This is a genomic window from Pseudomonas gingeri, from assembly GCF_013385635.1.
GTDB lineage: Bacteria > Pseudomonadota > Gammaproteobacteria > Pseudomonadales > Pseudomonadaceae > Aquipseudomonas > Aquipseudomonas gingeri_A.
The window spans coordinates 125,418-145,144 of sequence record NZ_JACAPR010000023.1 but is presented as its reverse complement, the minus strand read 5'-3'; the positions used below and the strand labels follow the sequence as shown (position 1 = coordinate 145,144).

The following is a 19,727-nucleotide window of genomic DNA, read 5'->3' as shown; positions in this document are numbered from 1 at the left end:
AAAACGTCTGACCCTTATACGGCCATCAGGTCCGCTTCTTTTTGCTTCACGGCCACTTCGATCTTGGCCACGAAGCTGTCAGTCAGCTTCTGGATTTCGTCGGCAGCACGACGCTCTTCGTCTTCGCTGATTTCCTTTTCCTTGACCAGGTCCTTCAGGTCACCGAGCACGTCACGACGAATGTTGCGCACGGCAACACGGGCGTTTTCCGCTTCTTCACGGGCCTGTTTGGTGAAACCGCGACGGGTTTCCTCGGTCAGTGCCGGCATGGAAATCAGCAGCAGCTCGCCCAGGTTGGTCGGGTTCAGGTTCAGACCGGCGCTACCGATCGCCTTGTCCACGGCACCGAGCATGTTGCGCTCGAACGCCACGACCTGCAGGGTACGGGCGTCCTTGACGGTAATGTTGGCGACCTGCTTGATCGGGGTGTCGGCGCCGTAGTAAGGCACCATCACACCCTCCAGGATGCTCGGATGAGCCTGCCCGGTGCGGATACGACCGAAGTTGTGAGCCAGGGACTCCAGGGATTTCTGCATGCGCTCTTGAGCGTCTTTCTTGAGTTCGTTGATCATTGTTGGCCTTCCTCGATCAGGGTTCCTTCAGCGCCGCCATGCACGATATTCAGCAGGGCGCCGGGCTTGTTCATGTTAAATACGCGCAGCGGCATCTTGTGATCGCGGCACAGGCAGATGGCGGTCAGGTCCATGACACCCAGCTTGCGATCCAGCACTTCATCGTAGGTCAGATGATCGAACTTCTCGGCATGCGGGTCCTTGAATGGATCTGCGGTATAGACGCCATCGACCTTGGTCGCCTTGAGCACCACGTCGGCATCGATTTCGATCGCACGCAGGCAAGCCGCCGAATCCGTGGTAAAGAACGGATTGCCGGTACCGGCCGCGAAAATCACCACTTCCTTGGAGTTGAGGTGACGCATCGCCTTGCGACGATCGTAATGATCGGTCACGCCGACCATGGAAATGGCCGACATCACGATGGCCGAGATATTCGCACGTTCCAGCGCGTCGCGCATCGCCAGCGCGTTCATCACAGTGGCCAGCATGCCCATGTGGTCGCCGGTGACACGGTCCATGCCGGCCGCGCTCAGGGCAGCGCCACGGAACAGGTTGCCGCCGCCGATCACCAGGCCGACCTGCACGCCGATACCTACCAGCTGACCCACTTCCAGCGCCATGCGATCCAGGACTTTCGGGTCGATCCCGAACTCTTCCGAGCCCATCAGGGCCTCGCCGCTAAGCTTGAGTAGAATGCGTTTATAGCGAGCTTGATAACCACTGCCCTGCTGAGCCATTGCGAATCTCTCCTGCGGCGTTTAAAAATTCTTGCGAGCTGTTTGCAGCCTGCGCTAACTCTAGCTTGGCGCTGCTACAGCGCCATCAGAACACGACTTTGTAAGCCGGTTCCGAAAGGAAAAAGAGAAACCTTCTTCCCATTTGAAAAGAGGCTGCGCGCGTAAGCGGGCAGCCTCTTGGGGTCGACAGTTGAAAACCGTCTTATTGCTTGCTGGCAGCCACTTGAGCAGCAACTTCTTCAGCGAAGTTGTCCACTGGCTTCTCGATGCCATCACCTACTTTGAAGTAAGTGAAGGAAACGATTTCAGCGCCGGCTTTCTTGACCAGGGCACCTACGGTGACTTCCGGGTTCTTGACGAAAGCTTGTTCAACCAGGCTGGCTTCGGCCAGGAACTTGCTGATACGACCTTTGACCATGTTTTCAACGATGTTCTCAGGCTTGCCTTTGATCTTTTCTTCGTTGAGGGTCAGGAAAACGCCTTTTTCGCGTTCGATAGCCTCAGGCGAAACCTGCGATGGCAGCAGGAATTCAGGGTTGGTTGCCGCGACGTGCATGGCAACGTCCTTGGCCAACTCTTCGTTGCCGCCCTGCAGGGCCACGACCACACCGATCTTGTTGCCGTGCAGGTAGGCACCGACCACATCACCTTCGATACGAGCCAGGCGACGGATGTTGACGTTTTCGCCAACCTTGGCAACCAGGGCTTCGCGAGCAGTTTCCTGAGCGGCGATCAGCGGAGCTGCGTCGGTCAGTTTGTCAGCGAAGGCTTTTTCGACGCTGGCAGCGACGAAGTTCTTGAAGTCGTCTTGCAGAGCCAGGAAGTCGGTCTGCGAGTTCACTTCCAGGATCACGGCAGCTTTGCCGTCGCCCTTGATAGCGATAGCGCCTTCAGCAGCAACGTTGCCTGCTTTCTTGGCGGCTTTGATGGCGCCCGATGCACGCATGTCATCGATGGCTTTTTCGATGTCGCCGCCGGCCTTGGTCAAGGCCTTCTTGCAGTCCATCATGCCTTCGCCGGTACGCTCGCGCAGTTCTTTGACCAACGCTGCAGTAATCTCTGCCATTTCAAAATTCCTCTTGGATAGGTTATCAACCATTCCACCCGATCGAACGGGCGTTCAATTCTTCCCGAACCACCCTTGTTAGCAACTGCACGTTACAGACGCTGTAGCGGCGCGCCAGACAAATGGTTTTCGAGGTGGCAAAAAGGGGGCCAAGCCCCCTTTTTGCTTACTGAGTCAACGCCAGGGCGTCAATTACTCAGCTGCAGCGACCGGTGCTTCTTCGGTGAACTCAACGGTGCCGCCGGCAACATTGTTACGACCGCGGATCACAGCGTCAGCCATCGAACCCATGTACAGCTGGATGGCGCGGATGGCGTCATCGTTGCCTGGGATGATGTAGTCAACGCCTTCCGGGCTGCTGTTGGTATCGACAACGCCGATGACCGGGATACCCAGCTTGTTGGCTTCGGTGATCGCGATGCGCTCGTGGTCAACGTCGATCACGAACAGTGCGTCTGGCAGACCGCCCATGTCCTTGATACCACCCAGGCTACGATCCAGCTTTTCCAGGTCGCGAGTACGCATCAGCGCCTCTTTCTTGGTCAGCTTGGCGAAAGTGCCGTCTTCGGCTTGCACTTCAAGGTCACGCAGACGCTTGATGGAAGCACGGATGGTCTTGAAGTTGGTCAGCATGCCGCCCAACCAGCGGTGGTCGACGTACGGCGAGCCGCAACGTGCTGCTTCTTCAGCAACGATCTTGCCAGCGGAACGCTTGGTGCCGACGAACAGAATCTTGTTTTTGCCCTGGGCCAGACGCTCTACGAAAGTCAGAGCCTCGTTGAACATTGGCAGGGTTTTTTCAAGGTTGATGATGTGGATCTTGTTACGCGCGCCGAAAATGTACTTGCCCATTTTCGGGTTCCAGTAACGGGTCTGGTGACCGAAGTGCACACCGGCCTTCAGCATATCGCGCATGTTGACTTGGGACATGATAGTTCCTTAATAAGTCGGGTTTGGCCTCCACGTATCCCAATGACCAACCAAGCAGCATAAAGCTGAAGGCACCCAGGTCATCGTGTCGACACGTGTGTGGATTTAAGCCTTTCGGGGTATCCCCGGAAAGCGGCGCATTTTATACCACAAGGAGGACGAAAACGGAACCCGGATTCGCATTTCCCGCCAAGGGCTTTTGCGCGGCCCTTGGTTTCGCGCCAGAATGCCCCATCCTTTATAGAGAGAAGCGATGCCCGGACGTCATGATTTGCCCCGTCCGTCTGTTAGAATCGCATTTTTCAGGGTTTTGAAAACGCAACACTCCGTGACCGGATGTTGCCGTCTTCGACCTTTCCCCGTGTTTATCAGCGCCATCGAGCGCATAGAGAGCCTGTATGACCGTCACCCTCAAAACTCCCGAGGACATCGCAAAAATGCGCGTCGCCGGCAAGCTGGCCGCCGATGTGCTGGAAATGATCGGTGAATTCGTCAAGCCCGGCGTCACCACCGAGGAGCTGGACCGCATCTGCCACGACTATATCGTCAACGTGCAGCAGGCCATTCCCGCGCCCCTCAACTACAAGGGCTTCCCGAAGTCGATCTGCACCTCGGTCAACCACGTGGTCTGCCATGGTATCCCCGGCGACAAACCGCTCAAGGATGGCGATACCGTGAATATCGACGTGACCGTGATCAAGGACGGCTACCACGGCGATACCAGCAAGATGTTCCATGTCGGCAACGTACCGGTCTGGGCCGAGCGCCTGTCCCAGGTGACCCAGGAATGCATGTACAAGGCAATCGAAATCGTCAGGCCTGGCTGCCGCCTGGGCGATATCGGCGAAATCATCCAGAAGCACGCCGAAAAGAACGGTTTCTCGGTGGTGCGCGAGTTCTGCGGCCACGGTATCGGCAAGGTGTTCCACGAAGAGCCACAGATCCTGCACTACGGCCGCGCCGGCACCGGTATGGAGCTGAAGGCCGGCATGACCTTCACCATCGAGCCGATGATCAACCAGGGCAAGGCCGACACCAAGGTGCTGGGCGACGGCTGGACCGCCATCACCAAGGACCGCAAGCTCTCGGCCCAGTGGGAACACACCCTGCTGGTCACCGATACCGGCTACGAGATCTTCACCCTGCGCAGTGATGACACCATCCCACGCGTCTCAGCCTGATCCTTGAAGGAAAACCAATCGATGCCGCAGGTGGATCCCGAACTCTTCGACCGCGGCCAGTTCCAGGCGGAACTGGCGCTGAAGGCCAGCCCCATAGCGGCATTCAAGAAAGCCATCCGTCAGGCCCACGAAGTCCTCGACGCGCGCTTTCGCAGCGGACGCGATATCCGCCGGTTGATCGAGGACCGTGCCTGGTTCGTCGACAATATCCTGCAGAAAGCCTGGGACCAGTTCGACTGGAGCGAAGACGCCGATATCGCCCTGGTGGCGGTCGGCGGCTACGGTCGCGGGGAACTGCACCCCTACTCCGACATCGACCTGCTGATTCTACTGGACAGTGCCGACCACGAGATTTTTCGCGATTCCATCGAGCGTTTCCTGACCCTGCTCTGGGACATCGGCCTGGAAGTCGGCCAGAGCGTTCGTTCGATCGACGAGTGCGCCGAAGAGGCGCGCGCCGACCTGACCGTCATCACCAACCTGATGGAAAGCCGCACCATCGCCGGGCCCGAACACCTGCGCCTGCGCATGCTCGACGTCACCAGCACCGCCCACATGTGGCCGAGCAAGGACTTCTTCCTGGCCAAGCGCGCCGAGCAGAAGGCCCGCCATCACAAGTACAACGACACCGAATACAACCTGGAACCCAACGTCAAGGGCTCGCCCGGCGGCCTGCGGGACATCCAGACGATTCTCTGGGTCGCCCGTCGCCAGTACGGCACCCTGAACCTGCGCGCCCTGGCCGGCGAGGGTTTCCTGGTGGAAAGCGAAAACGCCCTGCTGGCCTCGTCCCAGGAATTTCTCTGGAAGGTCCGCTACGCCCTGCACATGCTCGCCGGGCGCTCCGAGGACCGCCTGCTGTTCGACCACCAGCGCACCATCGCCGGGCTGCTGGGTTTCCAGGGCGACGACGCCAAGCAGGCCATCGAAAACTTCATGCAGCAGTATTACCGGGTGGTCATGAGCATTGCCCAGCTCAGTGACCTGATCATCCAGCACTTCGAAGAGGTCATCCTCGCCCCGGAAGACGAGGCGCCACCGCAGCCGCTGAACTCGCGCTTCCAGCTGCATGACGGTTATATCGAGGCGAGCAACCCGAACGTCTTCAAGCGTACGCCGTTCGCCATGCTGGAAATCTTCGTGCTGATGGCCCAGCAGCCGGAAATCAAGGGCGTGCGCGCCGATACCATCCGCCTGCTGCGGGAACACCGTCACCTGATCGACGATGACTTTCGCAACGACATCCGCAACACCAGCCTGTTCATCGAGCTGTTCAAGTGCAAGATCGGCATCCACCGCAACCTGCGCCGGATGAACCGCTACGGCATCCTCGGCCGCTACCTGCCGGAGTTCGGCGATATCGTCGGGCAGATGCAGCACGACCTGTTCCACATCTATACGGTCGATGCGCACACCCTGAACCTGATCAAGCACCTGCGCAAACTGCAGTACACCCAGGTCTCCGAGAAATTCCCGCTGGCCGCCAAGCTGATGGCCAAGCTGCCCAAGCCCGAACTGATCTACATGGCAGGGCTCTACCATGACATCGGCAAGGGCCGTCACGGCGACCATTCGGAGCTCGGCGCGGTCGACGCCGAAGCCTTCTGCAAGCGCCACCAGTTGCCGGCCTGGGACAGCCGGCTGATCGTCTGGCTGGTGCAGAACCACCTGGTGATGTCCACCACGGCCCAGCGCAAGGATCTCTCCGACCCGCAGGTGATCCACGACTTCGCGCAGATCGTCGGCGACCACATCTACCTGGACTACCTGTATGTCCTGACCGTGGCCGATATCAACGCGACCAACCCGAGCCTGTGGAACTCCTGGCGCGCCAGCCTGCTGCGCCAGCTCTATACCGAGACCAAGCGCGCGCTGCGCCGTGGCCTGGAGAACCCAGTGGACCGCGAAGAACAGATTCGCCAGACCCAGAGCGCCGCCCTGGATATCCTGGTGCGCGCCGGCACCGATCCGGACGATGTCGAACAGCTCTGGTCGCAACTGGGCGACGACTACTTCCTGCGTCACACCGCCGGCGACGTGGCCTGGCACAGCGACGCGATTCTCCAGCAACCGGCCGATGGCGGCCCGCTGGTGCTGATCAAGGAAACCACCCAGCGCGAATTCGAAGGCGGCACGCAGATCTTCATCTATGCCCCGGACCAGCATGATTTCTTCGCCGTGACCGTGGCCGCGATGGACCAGCTCAACCTGAACATCCACGATGCCCGGGTCATCACCTCCAGCAGCCAGTTCACCCTCGACACCTATATCGTGCTGGACAACGACGGCGGCGCCATCGGCGACAATCCGAAGCGGGTCAAGCAGATCCGCGACGGCCTGACCGACGCCCTGCGCAACCCCGACGACTACCCGACCATCATCCAGCGCCGGGTACCGCGCCAGCTCAAGCACTTCGCCTTTGCCCCGCAGGTGACCATCCACAACGATGCCCAGCGCCCGGTGACCGTGCTGGAACTCAGCGCCCCGGATCGCCCCGGCCTGCTGGCCCGGATCGGCAAGATCTTCCTGGAGTTCGATCTGTCGCTGCAGAACGCCAAGATCGCCACCCTCGGCGAGCGGGTGGAGGACGTGTTCTTCATCACCGATGCGCACAACCAGCCACTGTCCGACCCGCAACTGTGCAGCCGCCTGCAGGACGCCATCGTGCAGCAACTGAGCGTCAATTCCGAACCGACTATCGAGATGACGCGCCTGAGTATCTAGCAGCGCGTCATGAACATGCTTTGAGTGAGAACCGTCACCGATGAACACCGCGTTGAACCAGTTGCAACCCTACCCGTTCGAGAAACTCCGCGCCCTGCTCGGCGCCGTGAAACCCGATGCGGACAAGCGCCCGATCGCGCTGTCCATCGGCGAGCCGAAACACCGTTCGCCGAGCTTTGTCGCCGAAGCCCTGGCGGCCAACCTGGAACAGATGGCGGTGTACCCGACCACCCTGGGCATTCCCGCCCTGCGCGAGGCCATCGCGGCCTGGTGCGAGCGGCGCTTCAACGTGCCCGGCGGCTGGATCGACCCGGCGCGCAACGTCCTGCCGGTCAATGGCACCCGCGAAGCGCTGTTCGCCTTTACCCAGACCGTGGTCAACCGTGGCGATGACGCCCTGGTAGTCAGCCCCAACCCGTTCTACCAGATCTATGAAGGCGCGGCCTTCCTCGCCGGTGCACAACCGCATTACCTGCCGTGCCTCGACGAAAACGGCTTCAACCCGGATTTCGACACCGTACCGGCCGAGATCTGGCAGCGCTGCCAGATCCTGTTCCTGTGCTCACCAGGCAACCCGACCGGTGCGCTGATCCCCGTGGATACCCTGAAAAAGCTGATCGCCCTGGCTGACGAGCACGACTTCGTGATCGCCGCCGACGAGTGCTACAGCGAGTTGTACTTCGACGAACAGACCCCACCGCCCGGCCTGCTCAGCGCCTGTGTCGAGCTGGGTCGCAGGGACTTCAAGCGTTGCGTGGTGTTCCACAGCCTGTCCAAGCGCTCGAACCTGCCGGGCCTGCGTTCGGGCTTCGTGGCCGGCGATGCGGATATCCTCAAGGGTTTCCTGCTGTACCGTACCTACCATGGTTGCGCGATGCCGGTGCAGACCCAGTTGGCCAGTGTCGCCGCCTGGAACGACGAAGTGCATGTGCGTGCCAACCGCGCGCTGTACCGGGAGAAGTTCGACGCGGTGCTGGAGATCCTCGCGCCGGTGCTGGATGTCCAGCGCCCGGATGGCGGTTTCTACCTGTGGCCGAATGTGCAGGGTGACGATGCCCAATTCTGCCGCGACCTGTTCGCCGAGGAGCATGTGACCGTGGTGCCGGGTTCCTACCTGTCCCGTGAGGTCGATAGCGTCAATCCGGGCGCGGGCCGGGTACGCATGGCCCTGGTGGCGCCGCTCGCCGAATGCGTTGAAGCCGCCGAGCGGATCCGGGCATTTATCCTGCGTCGCCAGTAACCTACGGGAGCTGGCCCGCCAGCGATGGCGATCGGGTGTCGATTGCCCGACACGCTGTCAATCGATCGAGAAGTCGCCTTATGCAAACCGCCTATACCGTCCTCATTCTATTGATGCTGGTGGGCGTTTCGCGTTTGCTGGCACGACTGATCCCGCTGCCCCTGCCACTGGTGCAGATCGCCGCCGGTACCGTACTGGCCTGGCCGACGCTCGGTCTGCACGTGGCTCTGGACCCGGAGCTGTTTCTCTTCCTGTTCCTGCCGCCGCTGCTGTTCTCCGACGGTTGGCGCATGCCCAAGCGTGAGTTCTGGCGCCTGAAGGGACCGATCCTGACCCTGGCGGTGGGGCTGGTGCTGTTCACCGTGGTGGGTGCGGGTTACTTCATTCATTGGTTGTTGCCCGGAATCCCTCTGCCGGTAGCCTTTGCCCTCGCCGCGGTATTGTCGCCGACGGATGCCGTGGCGGTCTCGGCGATTTCCCAGAACCGTCTGCCCACGCCGCTGATGCATATGCTGCAGGGCGAGGCGCTGATGAATGATGCTTCGGGCCTGGTGACCTTCAAGTTCGCCCTGGCGGCGGCCGTGACCGGGGTGTTTTCACTGACCAACGCCAGCCTGACGTTCCTGCTGGTGGCCCTGGGGGGATTGGCGATCGGCGTGGTCCTGAGCTGGCTGGTGGGGCGACTGCGGTCCTGGATGATCGCCCGGAGCTGGGACGACCCGGCGACCCATGTGGTGTTCATGCTGCTGTTGCCGTTTGCCGCCTATGTCCTGGCCGAACGCCTTGGCGTCTCGGGCATCCTCTCAGCGGTCGCGGCGGGGATGATGCAGAGCTGGCTCGACCTGCTGCCACGCCAGACCAGCACCCGCTTGCTCAACCGCAGTGTCTGGTCATTGCTGGAGTTCGCCTTCAACGGCCTGATCTTCCTGCTGCTGGGCCTGCAGTTGCCGGATATCGTCAAGGCGGTTGCCAGCCATGAAGCTTCGTTGTGGCCGACGCTCCTGTATCGCTGCCTGGACGTGCTGGCGATTTTCCTGGTGCTGCTGGTGCTGCGCTTTGTCTGGGTGCAGAGCATCTGGCGCCTGTCGGTGCTGGTACGGCGCTGGCGCGGCAAGAGTGAACTGACCTCGATGCCCAAGGCGCGCTCCTGCTGGTTGTTGACGCTGGGGGGCGTACGCGGGGCAGTGACGCTGGCGGGTGTGATGTCGGTGCCGTTGCTGATGGCGCCGGGGGCGGAGTTTCCCGAGCGGGACCTGCTGATCTTCATCGCTGCCGGGGTAATCCTGCTGTCGCTGGTGGCGGCTTGTGTCGCTTTGCCGGTTTTGCTCCGGGATATTCCGAAAAGTCCCGACGACGCGCGTCGCCATGAGGTTCGCGAAGCTTGGAGGCGAACCGCCGAGGCGGCGATCCGGGCGCTGGAAGTGGAGGATGCGGTCGAGCCGGCCGGCACCCAGGATGCGGCCCAGGCATCGCTGGCGACCGAACTGAAAGCACGGATCATGTCCGAGTACCGGCATCAGTTGGAGGTGTTCAACGATTCCGATGAGGCCCAGGCCCTGGCGTTCCAGATGGATCTGCTGGAGCGGCGCCTGCGCCTGAAGGCATTGCGGGCGCAACGGCTGGAGTTGTACAGCCTGCGGCGCCATCACCAGATTGGTGACGATGCCTTGCGCGAGGTACTGGGAGAACTGGATTTGAGCGAGGCGAATCTGGGGCAGGTGAAGTAGTAAGCAAAACTATCGCCAGCAAGCCGGCGACGGTTCTGCAGAGGTAGTTGCGACAGTCCTCTACTTTGGCTTGTTCATCATCTCTGTTCCAGACCACCGGTCGCGTGGGGCGCATCTATGACAAGTGCTGGCCGGACAAACCGGATTCGCCGCTCGACGTGATAGGCACCGTCATCGTTATGGCGAATGTAGATGCGCTTGCAAGCACCGCAGGACCATACCGTGCATTGATTGTAGGGATAGTAAAGAGGTGCGATCGGAGCGCTCGGTGACCAATAGGTCGTGCCCTCGGGATGATACTCGTCAATGACGGCCTCCTCTGCCGGATACTTCGCGAGGGTGCCCAGCTCTACGAAGGCTTCCTCCCGATAGCCTACCGGCCAACTGCTCCAACCCTCCAGATCGCGTTGAAGACACAGGCATTCAGCGGTTATGGCCGACGACTTCACTGCAAGGTCAAGGAGGGTTTGAGCGTCTATCAATCGGTCCATCATGACGAGTATTTCTCCGTGTTTTGCGCACTGCTTCGCGACGTGCTCAAGGTCGATATCTACCCCTGAACAATATCACGCCGACGCACCTCCCCTTGAACGCTTCACGCGTTTTGGTGTTCCGGGTACGGAGCGGGTTGCCGCTGGTGGTCATTTTCGTGCTCGGCACAGGCAAGCAGTACCGAGTGGGCGATGACCTCGGCAGCCTGGTCGATTTGCGCGAGATTGAGGTAGGACGGCGCAATTCGCAGGTGACGTTCCTGCGCATCATGACCATGGCAGTGGGTTGCCCCGGCGGGTGTGATTTTTACCCCTGCCTGCGCGGCGATTGCCACCACGCGCTTGGCCAGCCCGGCTGGTACCAGGAGTGAGATGAAGTAGCCTCCGCGAGGACGCGACCAACTGACATCCGGAAGGCCCTCGAGCCGTCGACTGAAAACCTGCTGGACTCGATCAAACTTCGCCCCCAGCAACTGACCATGGCCTTTCATATGGGCAATGAGGTTCTCTTTCGTCTGGAAGAACATCAGGTGCCGGACCTGATTGACCTTGTCCGGCCCGATCGTCTTGTGCTGACGGCAGTCAAGCCACCAGCGGATCGTTGCGGGGCTCGCACCGATCATCGAGATGCCGGAGCTGGGAATGACCATCTTGGATGTCGAGGCGAACATGACCGCACGGTCCGGGTTGCCGGCTCGAACACAGGCCGCGTACAGATCAGGTGCCGGGTTGGCGAACTCGTCGAAGTCATGGATCGCATAGGCGTTGTCCCAGAACAGTTTGAAATCCGCGGCCGCGGCCATCATGCCTGCAAGTCGATCGACTACGTCCTTGCTATAGATTGCGCCGTTGGGATTGGCATGCTTCGGCACGCACCACATGCCACGAATACTGGAATCGGTGGCGACAAGTCGTTCGATCGCATCCATGTCCGGCCCATGCTCGTTCAGATCCACGGGAATCATCTCGATGCCGTAGTACTCGCAGATCGAGAAGTGCCGGTCGTAGCCGGGCTCCGGACAGATGAAGCGGACTTTTTCGGCTTTGCCCCAAGGCTCCGTGCCCGGGAAGCCTTTGATCCAGGCATGTCCGATGGTCTCGTGCATCAGGGCCAGGCTGGAGTTCTCGCCGACGGCGACTTGCTCACCGGGAAGCCCCAACATGACCGGGCCAAACAGATCGCGAACCTCCCTGACGCCCTGCAGCCCGCCGTAGTTAAGCCAATCCTGGCCGTCCTGCGAAGAGAATTGATGTGTGCCGGGAAGACTGAGGAAGTCCCGTGACAGCGCGATCTGTTCTGGCGAAGGCAGGCCGCGGGTCATATTGATCTGCTCGCGGCGTTCGCAAAATTCAGCGTGCTGTTCACGCAGTTCTTCGAGTCCGGGCTGTTGCGGGCGAGAGTCAGGCATTGCGTCAAGCTCCTACAAAGAACGTCATGGCTATGAAAAAGCCGAGGCAGATAAACAGCGTCTTGAATACACCTCTGAACCGTGCCGCGATAAAAACGGCCAGACAAAGGGTGGCCAACTTCAGCAGCGCTATGTGATTTTCGAAGTGTCCCATCCAGTTGTTGTAATAACTCTCGCCAAGCAAGGCAGAGTAGATAATTCCGCCCATGACGCCAAAGGCGGCATAGTTCAGGAATCGATATATCACCCCATCGGATGCTATCTGCAACTTGTGAAACACCAGGATAGGAACAGCTCGAAGCGCATAGGAGGCGACCGAGGCGACAAGGATAAGCGTCCAGTTATTCATTTTGTCTTCCGCTCAAACAGTTCGTCCCAGATCAGCAAGGCTGCTCCGAGTACAAAAGGCACCACGAAGATCTGGTAGTCATGCAGGTAGCGACCGGCAATCGGCGTTAATGCGAAACCGGCGCCAGTGGCTATCAGCGGCTTGAGTTTCGGCCATGCCAGTGAAGCAAGTACCGTGAAATGTATGGGCAGGATTACGCTGATGACCGATTGCGCGAAGGCGTTCTGTTCCCCGGCGATCCAGAAACCCAGGCCTGTAGCGATAATTGCAATCGTCAGGGTACTGATGCCACAACCCAGGTAATAGTTGTAGACATTGGCGATCATCCCCTTCTTGGCGTTGGACAGGGTGAAGGTGGAGATCGACAGGAGTTGCGCCGAAAGCAGTGACTTCCATAGCGGCACGCCCTTGAAGTGTTCGGTCAACACCGAGGACATGATCAGGAAGCGAAAATTGACCACCAGCGTGGTGAAGAGGATCGACATTACCGTCAGGTTCGCCCCGTGTTGGGCGACGAATACCTGCAGAGGCGCCGCATGAACCGTAAAGGTCATCACCAATGCCTGGAGCCCCGTGAAACCGGCGTCCCGACAGGCAGCGCCAATGGAGAAGAAGAGAAACATGAAGGTCAGGCAGACGGGGAGTGAATCGACACAACCTTCAGTAAAGGAACTGCGACTCTTGAGACGCTGCTCACCGGACGACTGTGTGATTGACGCTTGGTTTCCCATAGAAAGAACCTCAGTGCCGACGGCGAGGGGAGTTCGCCGTCAGCACTCCTGATTATCGAGCGGAGGACGCTACGAGTTGGTTGAGGAAGTCGACGCTGCCGTGCAGGGTGCCGCCACGGGTTTCAAAGCCAACCGTGCCCTTCCAGCCGGTGTACTGGATGGCCTCGACCAGGCCCGAGAAATTCAGATTGCCTTGACCCAGTGGGAAGTGCGAATCGCGGTCGCCGTTGTTGTCGCTGAACGACATGCCTACCACGCGTTGGCTGAATTTCCAGAAGAAGGACAGCGGATCGCCCTCGTTCACATAGGCGTGGGAGACGTCCAGGAACAGATGCAGGCCCGGCACGGCTTCCAGAACCTTTTCCACTTCATCCTCTGTTGTGCAGATGTAGTAGAACGGGTGGAAGCGGGTGTAGTTGCAGAGGTTTTCCAGCCAGATGTCGACGCCGCGAGCCTTGCCATAGGCTACCAGTTCCTGGAGATTGGTGATGAGTCGCTCCAGGCCTTTCTGGCGTGCTTCCTTGACCAGGCGAGGCTCGACGACACCACCACCGTGAACGATCAGAGGAGCGCCGCCCAGCGCGGCACAGAGGTCGACTTCTTTCTTCACGTAATCCAGGGCCGCCGCGGCAAGCGCTTCGACATCGCTGCCCAGCGGGGCTTTGAAGTTGCCATGGAGGATTGGTTTTACGCCGGTGGCGCGGATCATGTCGTTCAGCACGGCGACTCGTTGCGCAGTGAAGTCGGCCGGACGCTCGCCTTCCAGGCTACCGTCAATGTACCAGTGGCTATAACCTTGTTCGAGGGCATTTTGTAATCCTGCCTCCGCTGCCAGATAGTCTTGTTGGGCTGTAGCAATAATGAACTCTGGCCAGGCTTCTCGGCTGGCGAACTCAACAGTTTCACGCTTTGGCGAATCAATCACGGTGTCCATGTATCGTCTCCACAGTCCGATTGTATTTATGACGAAAGCGGGATGCTTGCGCACCGTAGTGGCAACGGCACGGGCCAGTTGCCCGACGATGCGCGGAGAAATCATCTATCAATCCGCTGGCGGGACAACCTATCAATTTGACAGGGTGGACTCGGCCTCTTTTGTGGACAGGGCCTCCAGGGTCTTCTGGCTGAGGGCGATCGAGAGAGCGACCGCGCGTTCGACACCGATCACCTGCGCGGGGCCAAGCCGCCGTATATCCAGGCCGAGTCGAATAAGCAGTTTTTCAACGCCGACGGTGGTAACGGTGACGAAGCGCTTCAATCCGCGCTCAACGCCAAAATAGACAACCGCTCGAATGGCGATGAGAGATTGATCGGAAAATGCATAGGAGCGTCCGTTTTGCGGGCAAATCGCGAAGCGACTCAATTCCCATGTATCTTCAGCGCAGGGAACCGGAGAGCCGGCCAGAAGTTCCGGGAAGGTGTCGGCCAGCATGTTCGGTCCGGTGGTAGGCAGCAGTCGCCAGCAGCCCAGGACGGGTTTATCCGGATCCTTGTCCTGCAGAATCATGTAGTAGGGGTTCAATGCATCGTACCCATCAATCTCCATGCCGCCGATAACACTGACATCCCAGTCTTTTCTGTCGCGAAATATCTTTGCCCGAAGTACGTGCATTTTTTGTAGACGAGCGCTGTCAAAGTTGCTTCTTGTATCAATAGCTATATTCACGGAAGTTACCTCGGAAAGATGCTTATTTATATATTCAGTTCGGATAAATAGCAGCCTATCAATCTGATAGGTGTCCATTTCGGCGCTAGTCGAATATCGTCTGGGTTTCTTAGCGAAGGCATCGAAATGAGGGGTGAGCGAAGTTTGATCAGACAAGCCGTGGTGTTGCGCCTGGCACTGGGCAAGAGCCAGGAGGCTTTCTGGAAAATGTTCGGCCTGAGCCAGCCGGCGGCAAGCCGGCTGGAGTGTGGGGGTAGAGGATCGCCAAGTCTTATCGTATTGCTCAGCTTGTACCTGGCCAAGCGCATCGACGACGATGATCTTCTCTCGGTACGACCGGGCCCGGGCGCTGCCCTATGGGGCTATGAGATCTAGCTGTATGGCTCTTGCCACGGCGAATCGTCTGGACGTTACATTTAATTTTCGGCGGATATTCTTGAAGTGAAACTCCACAGTGGGCTCCGCAAGACTGAGAATCCTGCCAATTTCCCAGGTGGTTTTTTCGGCCCATGCCCAGTGAAGAATTTCCAGCTCTCGGGGAGTCAGGTGAGGTGTGTTCAGGCTGGAGGTTTGCAGGACATGATTGCTTCCGCTCATCACCGCATAGTCGCGAAGCATGGTGGCGGCACCGATGCTGCGTTTTAGTACCTCCCGGTATTCAGATTCCGGCATGGAGTGGCAGCTCAGGCTGAGCATGCCGATCTGGCCTTGTGGTCCGTGGATAGGGAGTGTGATTCCATGGCTGAGTCCCGCGCACCTGGCCTCCTCCGCGAATTCTTTTTGTTTTTTGGTTCGGTAGAGTTTGTCCTCCCAGAAGATCGGGAGCGAGGATGAAAAACTATGGGAGACGGTAGGGTCGATTGAGGAATAATTCTCATTGTCATAATGACGACGCCAATCGGTCGAAAAGTTACTCACAATATCCGCGGCAGTATTCTGTGCCTCTTTATTGGGTTTCAGGGCGTACAGCACTTGGTTGTACCCGAGTTTCTGAACGGCGAAAGCAAGTGACTGGAACCAGGTTCGTGCGTCCATTGCACTTAACAGCTCTATACATTCATCCATAAGTAGCATAGAAAAATCCGGTATCAGTTGATCATTGTCCTTTGGCCGAAAATAGAGGCTTGTCCCGAATAGCGTCAAGCGCCTCTATTGTTGATATATACAAGGAAGTAGATATGAGCGCTAGCCTGCAGACCGTCCGCGTCAGACATATTACCCAGGAAACCCCCAGCATCGTGTCGATAGACCTGGCTCCTGTCGAGTCAGACCGACTACCGGCGTTCGAGGCCGGAGCTCATATCGACCTGCATCTGCCTAATGGGCTGGTACGCAGTTACTCGTTGATGAGTTGTCCATCGGACCTGAGCCATTACCGTCTCGGCGTGCTCCATGATCGGAGAAGCCGCGGAGGATCGGCTTTCATTCATAAGCATCTTCGCGCCGGAGCCTTGCTCAAGGCGTCAGCGCCTCGTAATAATTTTCCGACAGGCAACGCAGCCAGGGCAGTCTTTATTGCCGGAGGCATTGGCATAACGCCACTTTTAAGCATGGCCAGACAGCTCGCGGGGAAAGGGGCCGCGGTCGAGTTGCTGTATTGCTCGCGCTCGGAGGGAGAAGTGGCCTTTCGTGGCGAACTCGAAGGACTGCAAGGGGCTGTGACCTATCACTTCGATGATCAGCATGGAGGTGCTCCTGACCTGAAAACGCTGATGCGAGACTATCCGCGCGATACGCATTTCTACTGCTGTGGTCCGGTACCGATGCTGGAGGCGTTCGACCAGGCATGCACCGCACTCGGCATCAAGCACCGGCACACCGAGAGGTTCTGCGGCGCAGCATTATCCGTCTCCGGCACTGAAAATCGAGGATTCGAGGTTGTCCTCGCGCGCTCTGGCAAACAGCTTTATCACGACGGGAAAGGCAGCCTGGTGGATACGCTGGTGGCATCGGGACAAATCGTCTCCTACAGCTGCAAGGAAGGTGTATGCGGCGCTTGTGAAACCGGTGTTCTGGAGGGCACTCCGGAACACCGGGACTTCGTATTGAGTACTGCCGAGCGGGCGTCTGGAAAAACCATGATGATCTGCGTTTCCGGGTGCAAGTCCGATCGGCTTGTCCTCGATCTGTAGCGAGCCTCTTGCCGGCTCCAGGTCAGCGCAGGCCTACTGCATTCGCGCCCTCATTTTCTCGATGCACCGAGGTTCTTGTCGAGGAAGTGCTCGACCAGCACCGCAATCTCCGAGGGCTGCTCATCCAGCGCGAAGTGCCCCGCGTCCAGCACATGCACTTCGGCGCCTGGCAGATCACGACGGTAGGCCTCGGCTTCGGCGACATCGAAAGAAGGGTCGTATTTACCCCATACCACCAGCGTCGGCGGTTGATGCGCCCTGAGCCAGGCTTGCCACTTCGGATAGCTGGCTACGTTGGTGCGATAGTCATAGAAGAGGTCGCTCTGGATATCAGCCTGACCCGGCTGGTTCAGGAAGTTGAACTCATCGGTCCAGAGATCCGGGTTGAAACCCTCGATATGCGGATTGGCGCCGACATGCCGTTGCCGGGTCGTCGCCAACGAAAAGAAGCTGGCACGCAATCCGGCTTCATTCGTGCTCCGGTCGGCCCAGAACTCGCGACGTTTTTGCCACAACGGCCCCAGGCCATCCTCATGGGACACCGCATTCTGAACGATCAAAGCCTGGAGGCGTTCAGGGTGGGCGACGGCCATCCTCATACCGACAGGACCGCCGTAATCCTGCACATACAGCGCGTAGTGCTTCAGCCCCAGAGCCTCGGTGAAATGCTGCATCACACTGGCAAGGTGATCGAAGGTGTAGGCAAATGCCTTGGGATCGGGGGCATCGCTATGACCAAACCCCGGGTAATCCGGCGCCACCAGATGGTAATGCTGTGCCAGACGCGACAACAACGGCTCATACATGCGTGAAGAACTGGGGAAACCGTGAAGCAGCAACAGTGTCGGCGCATCTGGCCGACCGGCCTCACGATAGAAAATGGTCAGGCCATCGACCTTGATACTGCGGTAGGCAACAGACAACTGTTCTGTCGAATGCCCTGCCGGTTCGGCGGCCTGGACAGCCACGATATCGGCCACGCCCAACGCGCAGGCCAATACGCAGGCCAAAGGTAATTTGATCATCGGAATACTCCACTCAAGAAAACGATGACGCTCGGCTATCGGCGATCACTTCGACGGTTGGCCCAGGGTCCCGGTGTAATGCCCCAGGCGTCTCTCGACATCGGGATCTTTCTGCAGGCCGGCCTTCATCAACTGGCCGATTTTTTCCTGCGCCGCGGGACGTTTCACCGAGTTGATAAAGCCTGCCCATTCCGCACCGATTTCCGCATCCGTCGGCAGACTGGACTTGTTGACCAGTTGCTTGATGTCGGCGATGGTCTGCTTGTCAAACGTGGCGATGCGCCGGGCCATGGTGTCGACAAATCCATCCAGTTGCGCATCGGGCAGGGAACGGTTGACGTAGCCATAGCGCTCGGCAAGATCACCATCGATGTCCTCACCGGTCAGCAGGACTTCGAGCGCACGCCCACGGCCCATCAAGCGTGGCAGGCGTGACGAGGGGCCACCGCCCGGGACCAGTGCGGAGCCGACTTCCCACTGGGACAGGATGGCCCTTTCGCGGCTGGCAAAACGCATGTCGCTGGCCAGAGACAGCTCACTGCCAACACCGGTGGCGCGACCACGAATCGACACAATCGAAACCACCGGGGCCTTGCTCAGGCGCACCAGCATGTCAGGTAGCGGTGGCAGGCCGGTCGAACCGTTTGGCAGGCGGGTGGTGTCGCTCAGCGGCGGCACGAAGTCATAGTGAGTCAGGAAAAAATCCGGCACGTCGCTATCGAACACCACGACCTTGACCTTCGGATCGGTTTCGATGGCTGTGATGATCTCGTTCAACTGCGGCATCGTTTCCGGACCATAGATGTTGAACGGCGGATTGTGGAAGGTGACGCGCCAGTATTCAGGGGTGACGCGCTTGAGCAGGATTTCCTGCTTCACGGCACTTGCCGATTCGGCCAGGCCGGCTTTCGAGGCGGATGCAGTCGGCTCGTCCGCCGCCTGGGCGGAAACCGAGAGCACAAGACCGCCGACAACCAGCGCAGCGTTGAGAAGGCGCAACGACGAGGGGAAAAGTCTTTGAGTAGTGTTCATGGTGATGTTCTCGGAGTGGCTGGGCTCATACGCCAGTCACATCACCTTACTTATGTTGCCGGTCGCGATAAATTCGCCATCAGGCACTTTAATTGATACCCGAGGTAATAAATAAAAATATCCAGTCGGTTAAAACATAGCGCTGGCAACGGTGTGCCGTCGAAGTGCCACATTAGCCACTTAAGCTGCCGCCCGGACGCGGCACCTGAAGTCGCCATCGCAGCGCAAGATATAACCGCACACGACTAGGGCGCCTAAGCGGCCAGGTCATGGCATAATCTTCAACCTTTCCCCCCTGGCATCTCCAAAGAGGAGGCAATTGCTGTGACCGCTTCGAGCAAAACGTTGCACCTTTTCGGAATCAAGGCCTGCGACACCATGAAGAAAGCCCGTACGTGGCTGGAAGAGCGCGCGGTGTCCTACGATTTCCATGATTACAAGACCGCCGGCATCGACCGTGAACACCTGACCCAGTGGTGCAACGAGCACGGCTGGGAAGTGGTGCTGAACCGTGCCGGCACTACCTTTCGCAAACTCGATGACGAACGCAAAGCCGATCTCGACCAGGCGAAAGCTATCGAGCTGATGCTCGCTCAACCCTCGATGATCAAGCGCCCGGTGCTCGATCTCGGTGATCGAACCCTGATTGGCTTCAAGCCAGATATCTACGCGGCGGCCCTCAACTGAGCCAGAGCGCTCAAGGCCCCCACTC

The 19,727-nt window shown here is 59.0% G+C and carries 20 protein-coding genes; 7 read left to right on the top strand and 13 right to left on the bottom strand.

The genetic code is table 11. The annotated features are described in order from the left end of the window. Positions 1-14 precede the first annotated feature (14 nt). The 4 genes from frr to rpsB all read right to left on the bottom strand — a co-directional run bounded on the left by frr (position 15) and on the right by rpsB (position 3,308). Positions 15-572, bottom strand: a complete 558-nt coding sequence (gene frr / locus HX851_RS26365; RefSeq protein WP_017127121.1) for a ribosome recycling factor — start codon at positions 570-572, stop codon at positions 15-17. Continuing rightward, positions 569-1,312, bottom strand: a complete 744-nt coding sequence (gene pyrH / locus HX851_RS26360; protein WP_003189161.1) for a UMP kinase — start codon at positions 1,310-1,312, stop codon at positions 569-571. Before pyrH ends, frr begins: the two co-directional genes overlap by 4 nt. 202 nt (positions 1,313-1,514) lie before the next feature. Next, positions 1,515-2,378 carry a translation elongation factor Ts gene (tsf, locus tag HX851_RS26355; protein WP_177063433.1) on the bottom strand — a complete coding sequence of 288 codons (864 nt, stop codon included), beginning with the start codon at positions 2,376-2,378 and terminating at the stop codon, positions 1,515-1,517. 192 nt (positions 2,379-2,570) lie between these two features. Next, entirely contained in the window at positions 2,571-3,308 is a 738-nt protein-coding gene (gene rpsB, locus HX851_RS26350) for a 30S ribosomal protein S2 (protein WP_177063306.1), read from the bottom strand. A gap of 398 nt (positions 3,309-3,706) precedes the next feature. On the opposite strand from rpsB, the gene map reads away from it, so the two are divergent. The 4 genes from map (at position 3,707) to HX851_RS26330 (ending at position 10,180) form a co-directional block, all read left to right on the top strand. Then, positions 3,707-4,489, top strand: coding sequence for a type I methionyl aminopeptidase (map, locus tag HX851_RS26345; RefSeq protein WP_177063305.1), 783 nt, complete (start codon positions 3,707-3,709; stop codon positions 4,487-4,489). Between the two features lie 21 nt (positions 4,490-4,510). Next, positions 4,511-7,213, top strand: a complete 2,703-nt coding sequence (locus HX851_RS26340) for a [protein-PII] uridylyltransferase (RefSeq protein ID WP_177063304.1) — start codon at positions 4,511-4,513, stop codon at positions 7,211-7,213. A gap of 40 nt (positions 7,214-7,253) precedes the next feature. Beyond that, on the top strand, positions 7,254-8,453 hold the full coding sequence (gene dapC, locus HX851_RS26335) for a succinyldiaminopimelate transaminase (RefSeq protein ID WP_177063303.1): 1,200 nt from the start codon (positions 7,254-7,256) through the stop codon (positions 8,451-8,453). An 80-nt stretch (positions 8,454-8,533) separates the two neighbouring features. After that, the gene (locus HX851_RS26330; protein WP_177066150.1) at positions 8,534-10,180 is read left to right on the top strand and encodes a Na+/H+ antiporter; all 1,647 of its coding nucleotides are present in this window, start codon (positions 8,534-8,536) and stop codon (positions 10,178-10,180) included. 77 nt (positions 10,181-10,257) lie between these two features. Here the strand turns inward: HX851_RS26330 and HX851_RS26325 are convergent, their stop codons facing one another. The 6 genes from HX851_RS26325 to HX851_RS26300 all read right to left on the bottom strand — a co-directional run bounded on the left by HX851_RS26325 (position 10,258) and on the right by HX851_RS26300 (position 14,826). Next, a complete protein-coding gene (locus HX851_RS26325) occupies positions 10,258-10,674 on the bottom strand; it encodes a hypothetical protein (RefSeq protein ID WP_177063301.1) in 417 nt (138 codons plus the stop codon). Positions 10,675-10,775: 101 nt separating this feature from the next. Beyond that, the gene (locus HX851_RS26320; RefSeq protein WP_177063300.1) at positions 10,776-12,080 is read right to left on the bottom strand and encodes an aspartate aminotransferase type Ic; all 1,305 of its coding nucleotides are present in this window, start codon (positions 12,078-12,080) and stop codon (positions 10,776-10,778) included. Between the two features lie 4 nt (positions 12,081-12,084). Beyond that, positions 12,085-12,429, bottom strand: coding sequence for an AzlD domain-containing protein (locus HX851_RS26315; protein ID WP_177063299.1), 345 nt, complete (start codon positions 12,427-12,429; stop codon positions 12,085-12,087). Beyond that, positions 12,426-13,160, bottom strand: a complete 735-nt coding sequence (locus tag HX851_RS26310; protein ID WP_177063298.1) for an AzlC family ABC transporter permease — start codon at positions 13,158-13,160, stop codon at positions 12,426-12,428. Before HX851_RS26310 ends, HX851_RS26315 begins: the two co-directional genes overlap by 4 nt. A gap of 52 nt (positions 13,161-13,212) precedes the next feature. Then, positions 13,213-14,094, bottom strand: coding sequence for a sugar phosphate isomerase/epimerase family protein (locus HX851_RS26305; RefSeq protein WP_177066151.1), 882 nt, complete (start codon positions 14,092-14,094; stop codon positions 13,213-13,215). Positions 14,095-14,226: 132 nt separating this feature from the next. Beyond that, entirely contained in the window at positions 14,227-14,826 is a 600-nt protein-coding gene (locus tag HX851_RS26300; RefSeq protein WP_369680878.1) for an acyl-homoserine-lactone synthase, read from the bottom strand. 144 nt (positions 14,827-14,970) lie between these two features. Between HX851_RS26300 and HX851_RS26295 the strand changes: the two genes are divergently transcribed. Continuing rightward, positions 14,971-15,201, top strand: a complete 231-nt coding sequence (locus HX851_RS26295) for a helix-turn-helix domain-containing protein (RefSeq protein ID WP_256262600.1) — start codon at positions 14,971-14,973, stop codon at positions 15,199-15,201. Here the strand turns inward: HX851_RS26295 and HX851_RS26290 are convergent. Continuing rightward, positions 15,181-15,900: an autoinducer binding domain-containing protein gene (locus tag HX851_RS26290; RefSeq protein WP_177063294.1), complete on the bottom strand. Its 720-nt coding sequence runs from the start codon at positions 15,898-15,900 to the stop codon at positions 15,181-15,183. The genes HX851_RS26295 and HX851_RS26290 overlap by 21 nt on opposite strands. A gap of 104 nt (positions 15,901-16,004) precedes the next feature. Between HX851_RS26290 and HX851_RS26285 the strand changes: the two genes are divergently transcribed. Further along, positions 16,005-16,958: a PDR/VanB family oxidoreductase gene (locus tag HX851_RS26285; RefSeq protein WP_177066152.1), complete on the top strand. Its 954-nt coding sequence runs from the start codon at positions 16,005-16,007 to the stop codon at positions 16,956-16,958. 50 nt (positions 16,959-17,008) lie between these two features. Here the strand turns inward: HX851_RS26285 and HX851_RS26280 are convergent, their stop codons facing one another. Both HX851_RS26280 and HX851_RS26275 read right to left on the bottom strand, forming a co-directional pair. Next, on the bottom strand, positions 17,009-17,983 hold the full coding sequence (locus tag HX851_RS26280; protein WP_177063292.1) for an alpha/beta fold hydrolase: 975 nt from the start codon (positions 17,981-17,983) through the stop codon (positions 17,009-17,011). Between the two features lie 45 nt (positions 17,984-18,028). After that, positions 18,029-19,015, bottom strand: a complete 987-nt coding sequence (locus tag HX851_RS26275) for an enoyl-CoA hydratase/isomerase family protein (RefSeq protein ID WP_177066153.1) — start codon at positions 19,013-19,015, stop codon at positions 18,029-18,031. Positions 19,016-19,393: 378 nt separating this feature from the next. Here HX851_RS26275 and HX851_RS26270 point away from each other — a divergent pair, with 378 nt between their 5' ends. Beyond that, on the top strand, positions 19,394-19,702 hold the full coding sequence (locus HX851_RS26270; protein ID WP_256262599.1) for an arsenate reductase: 309 nt from the start codon (positions 19,394-19,396) through the stop codon (positions 19,700-19,702). Positions 19,703-19,727 lie beyond the last annotated feature (25 nt).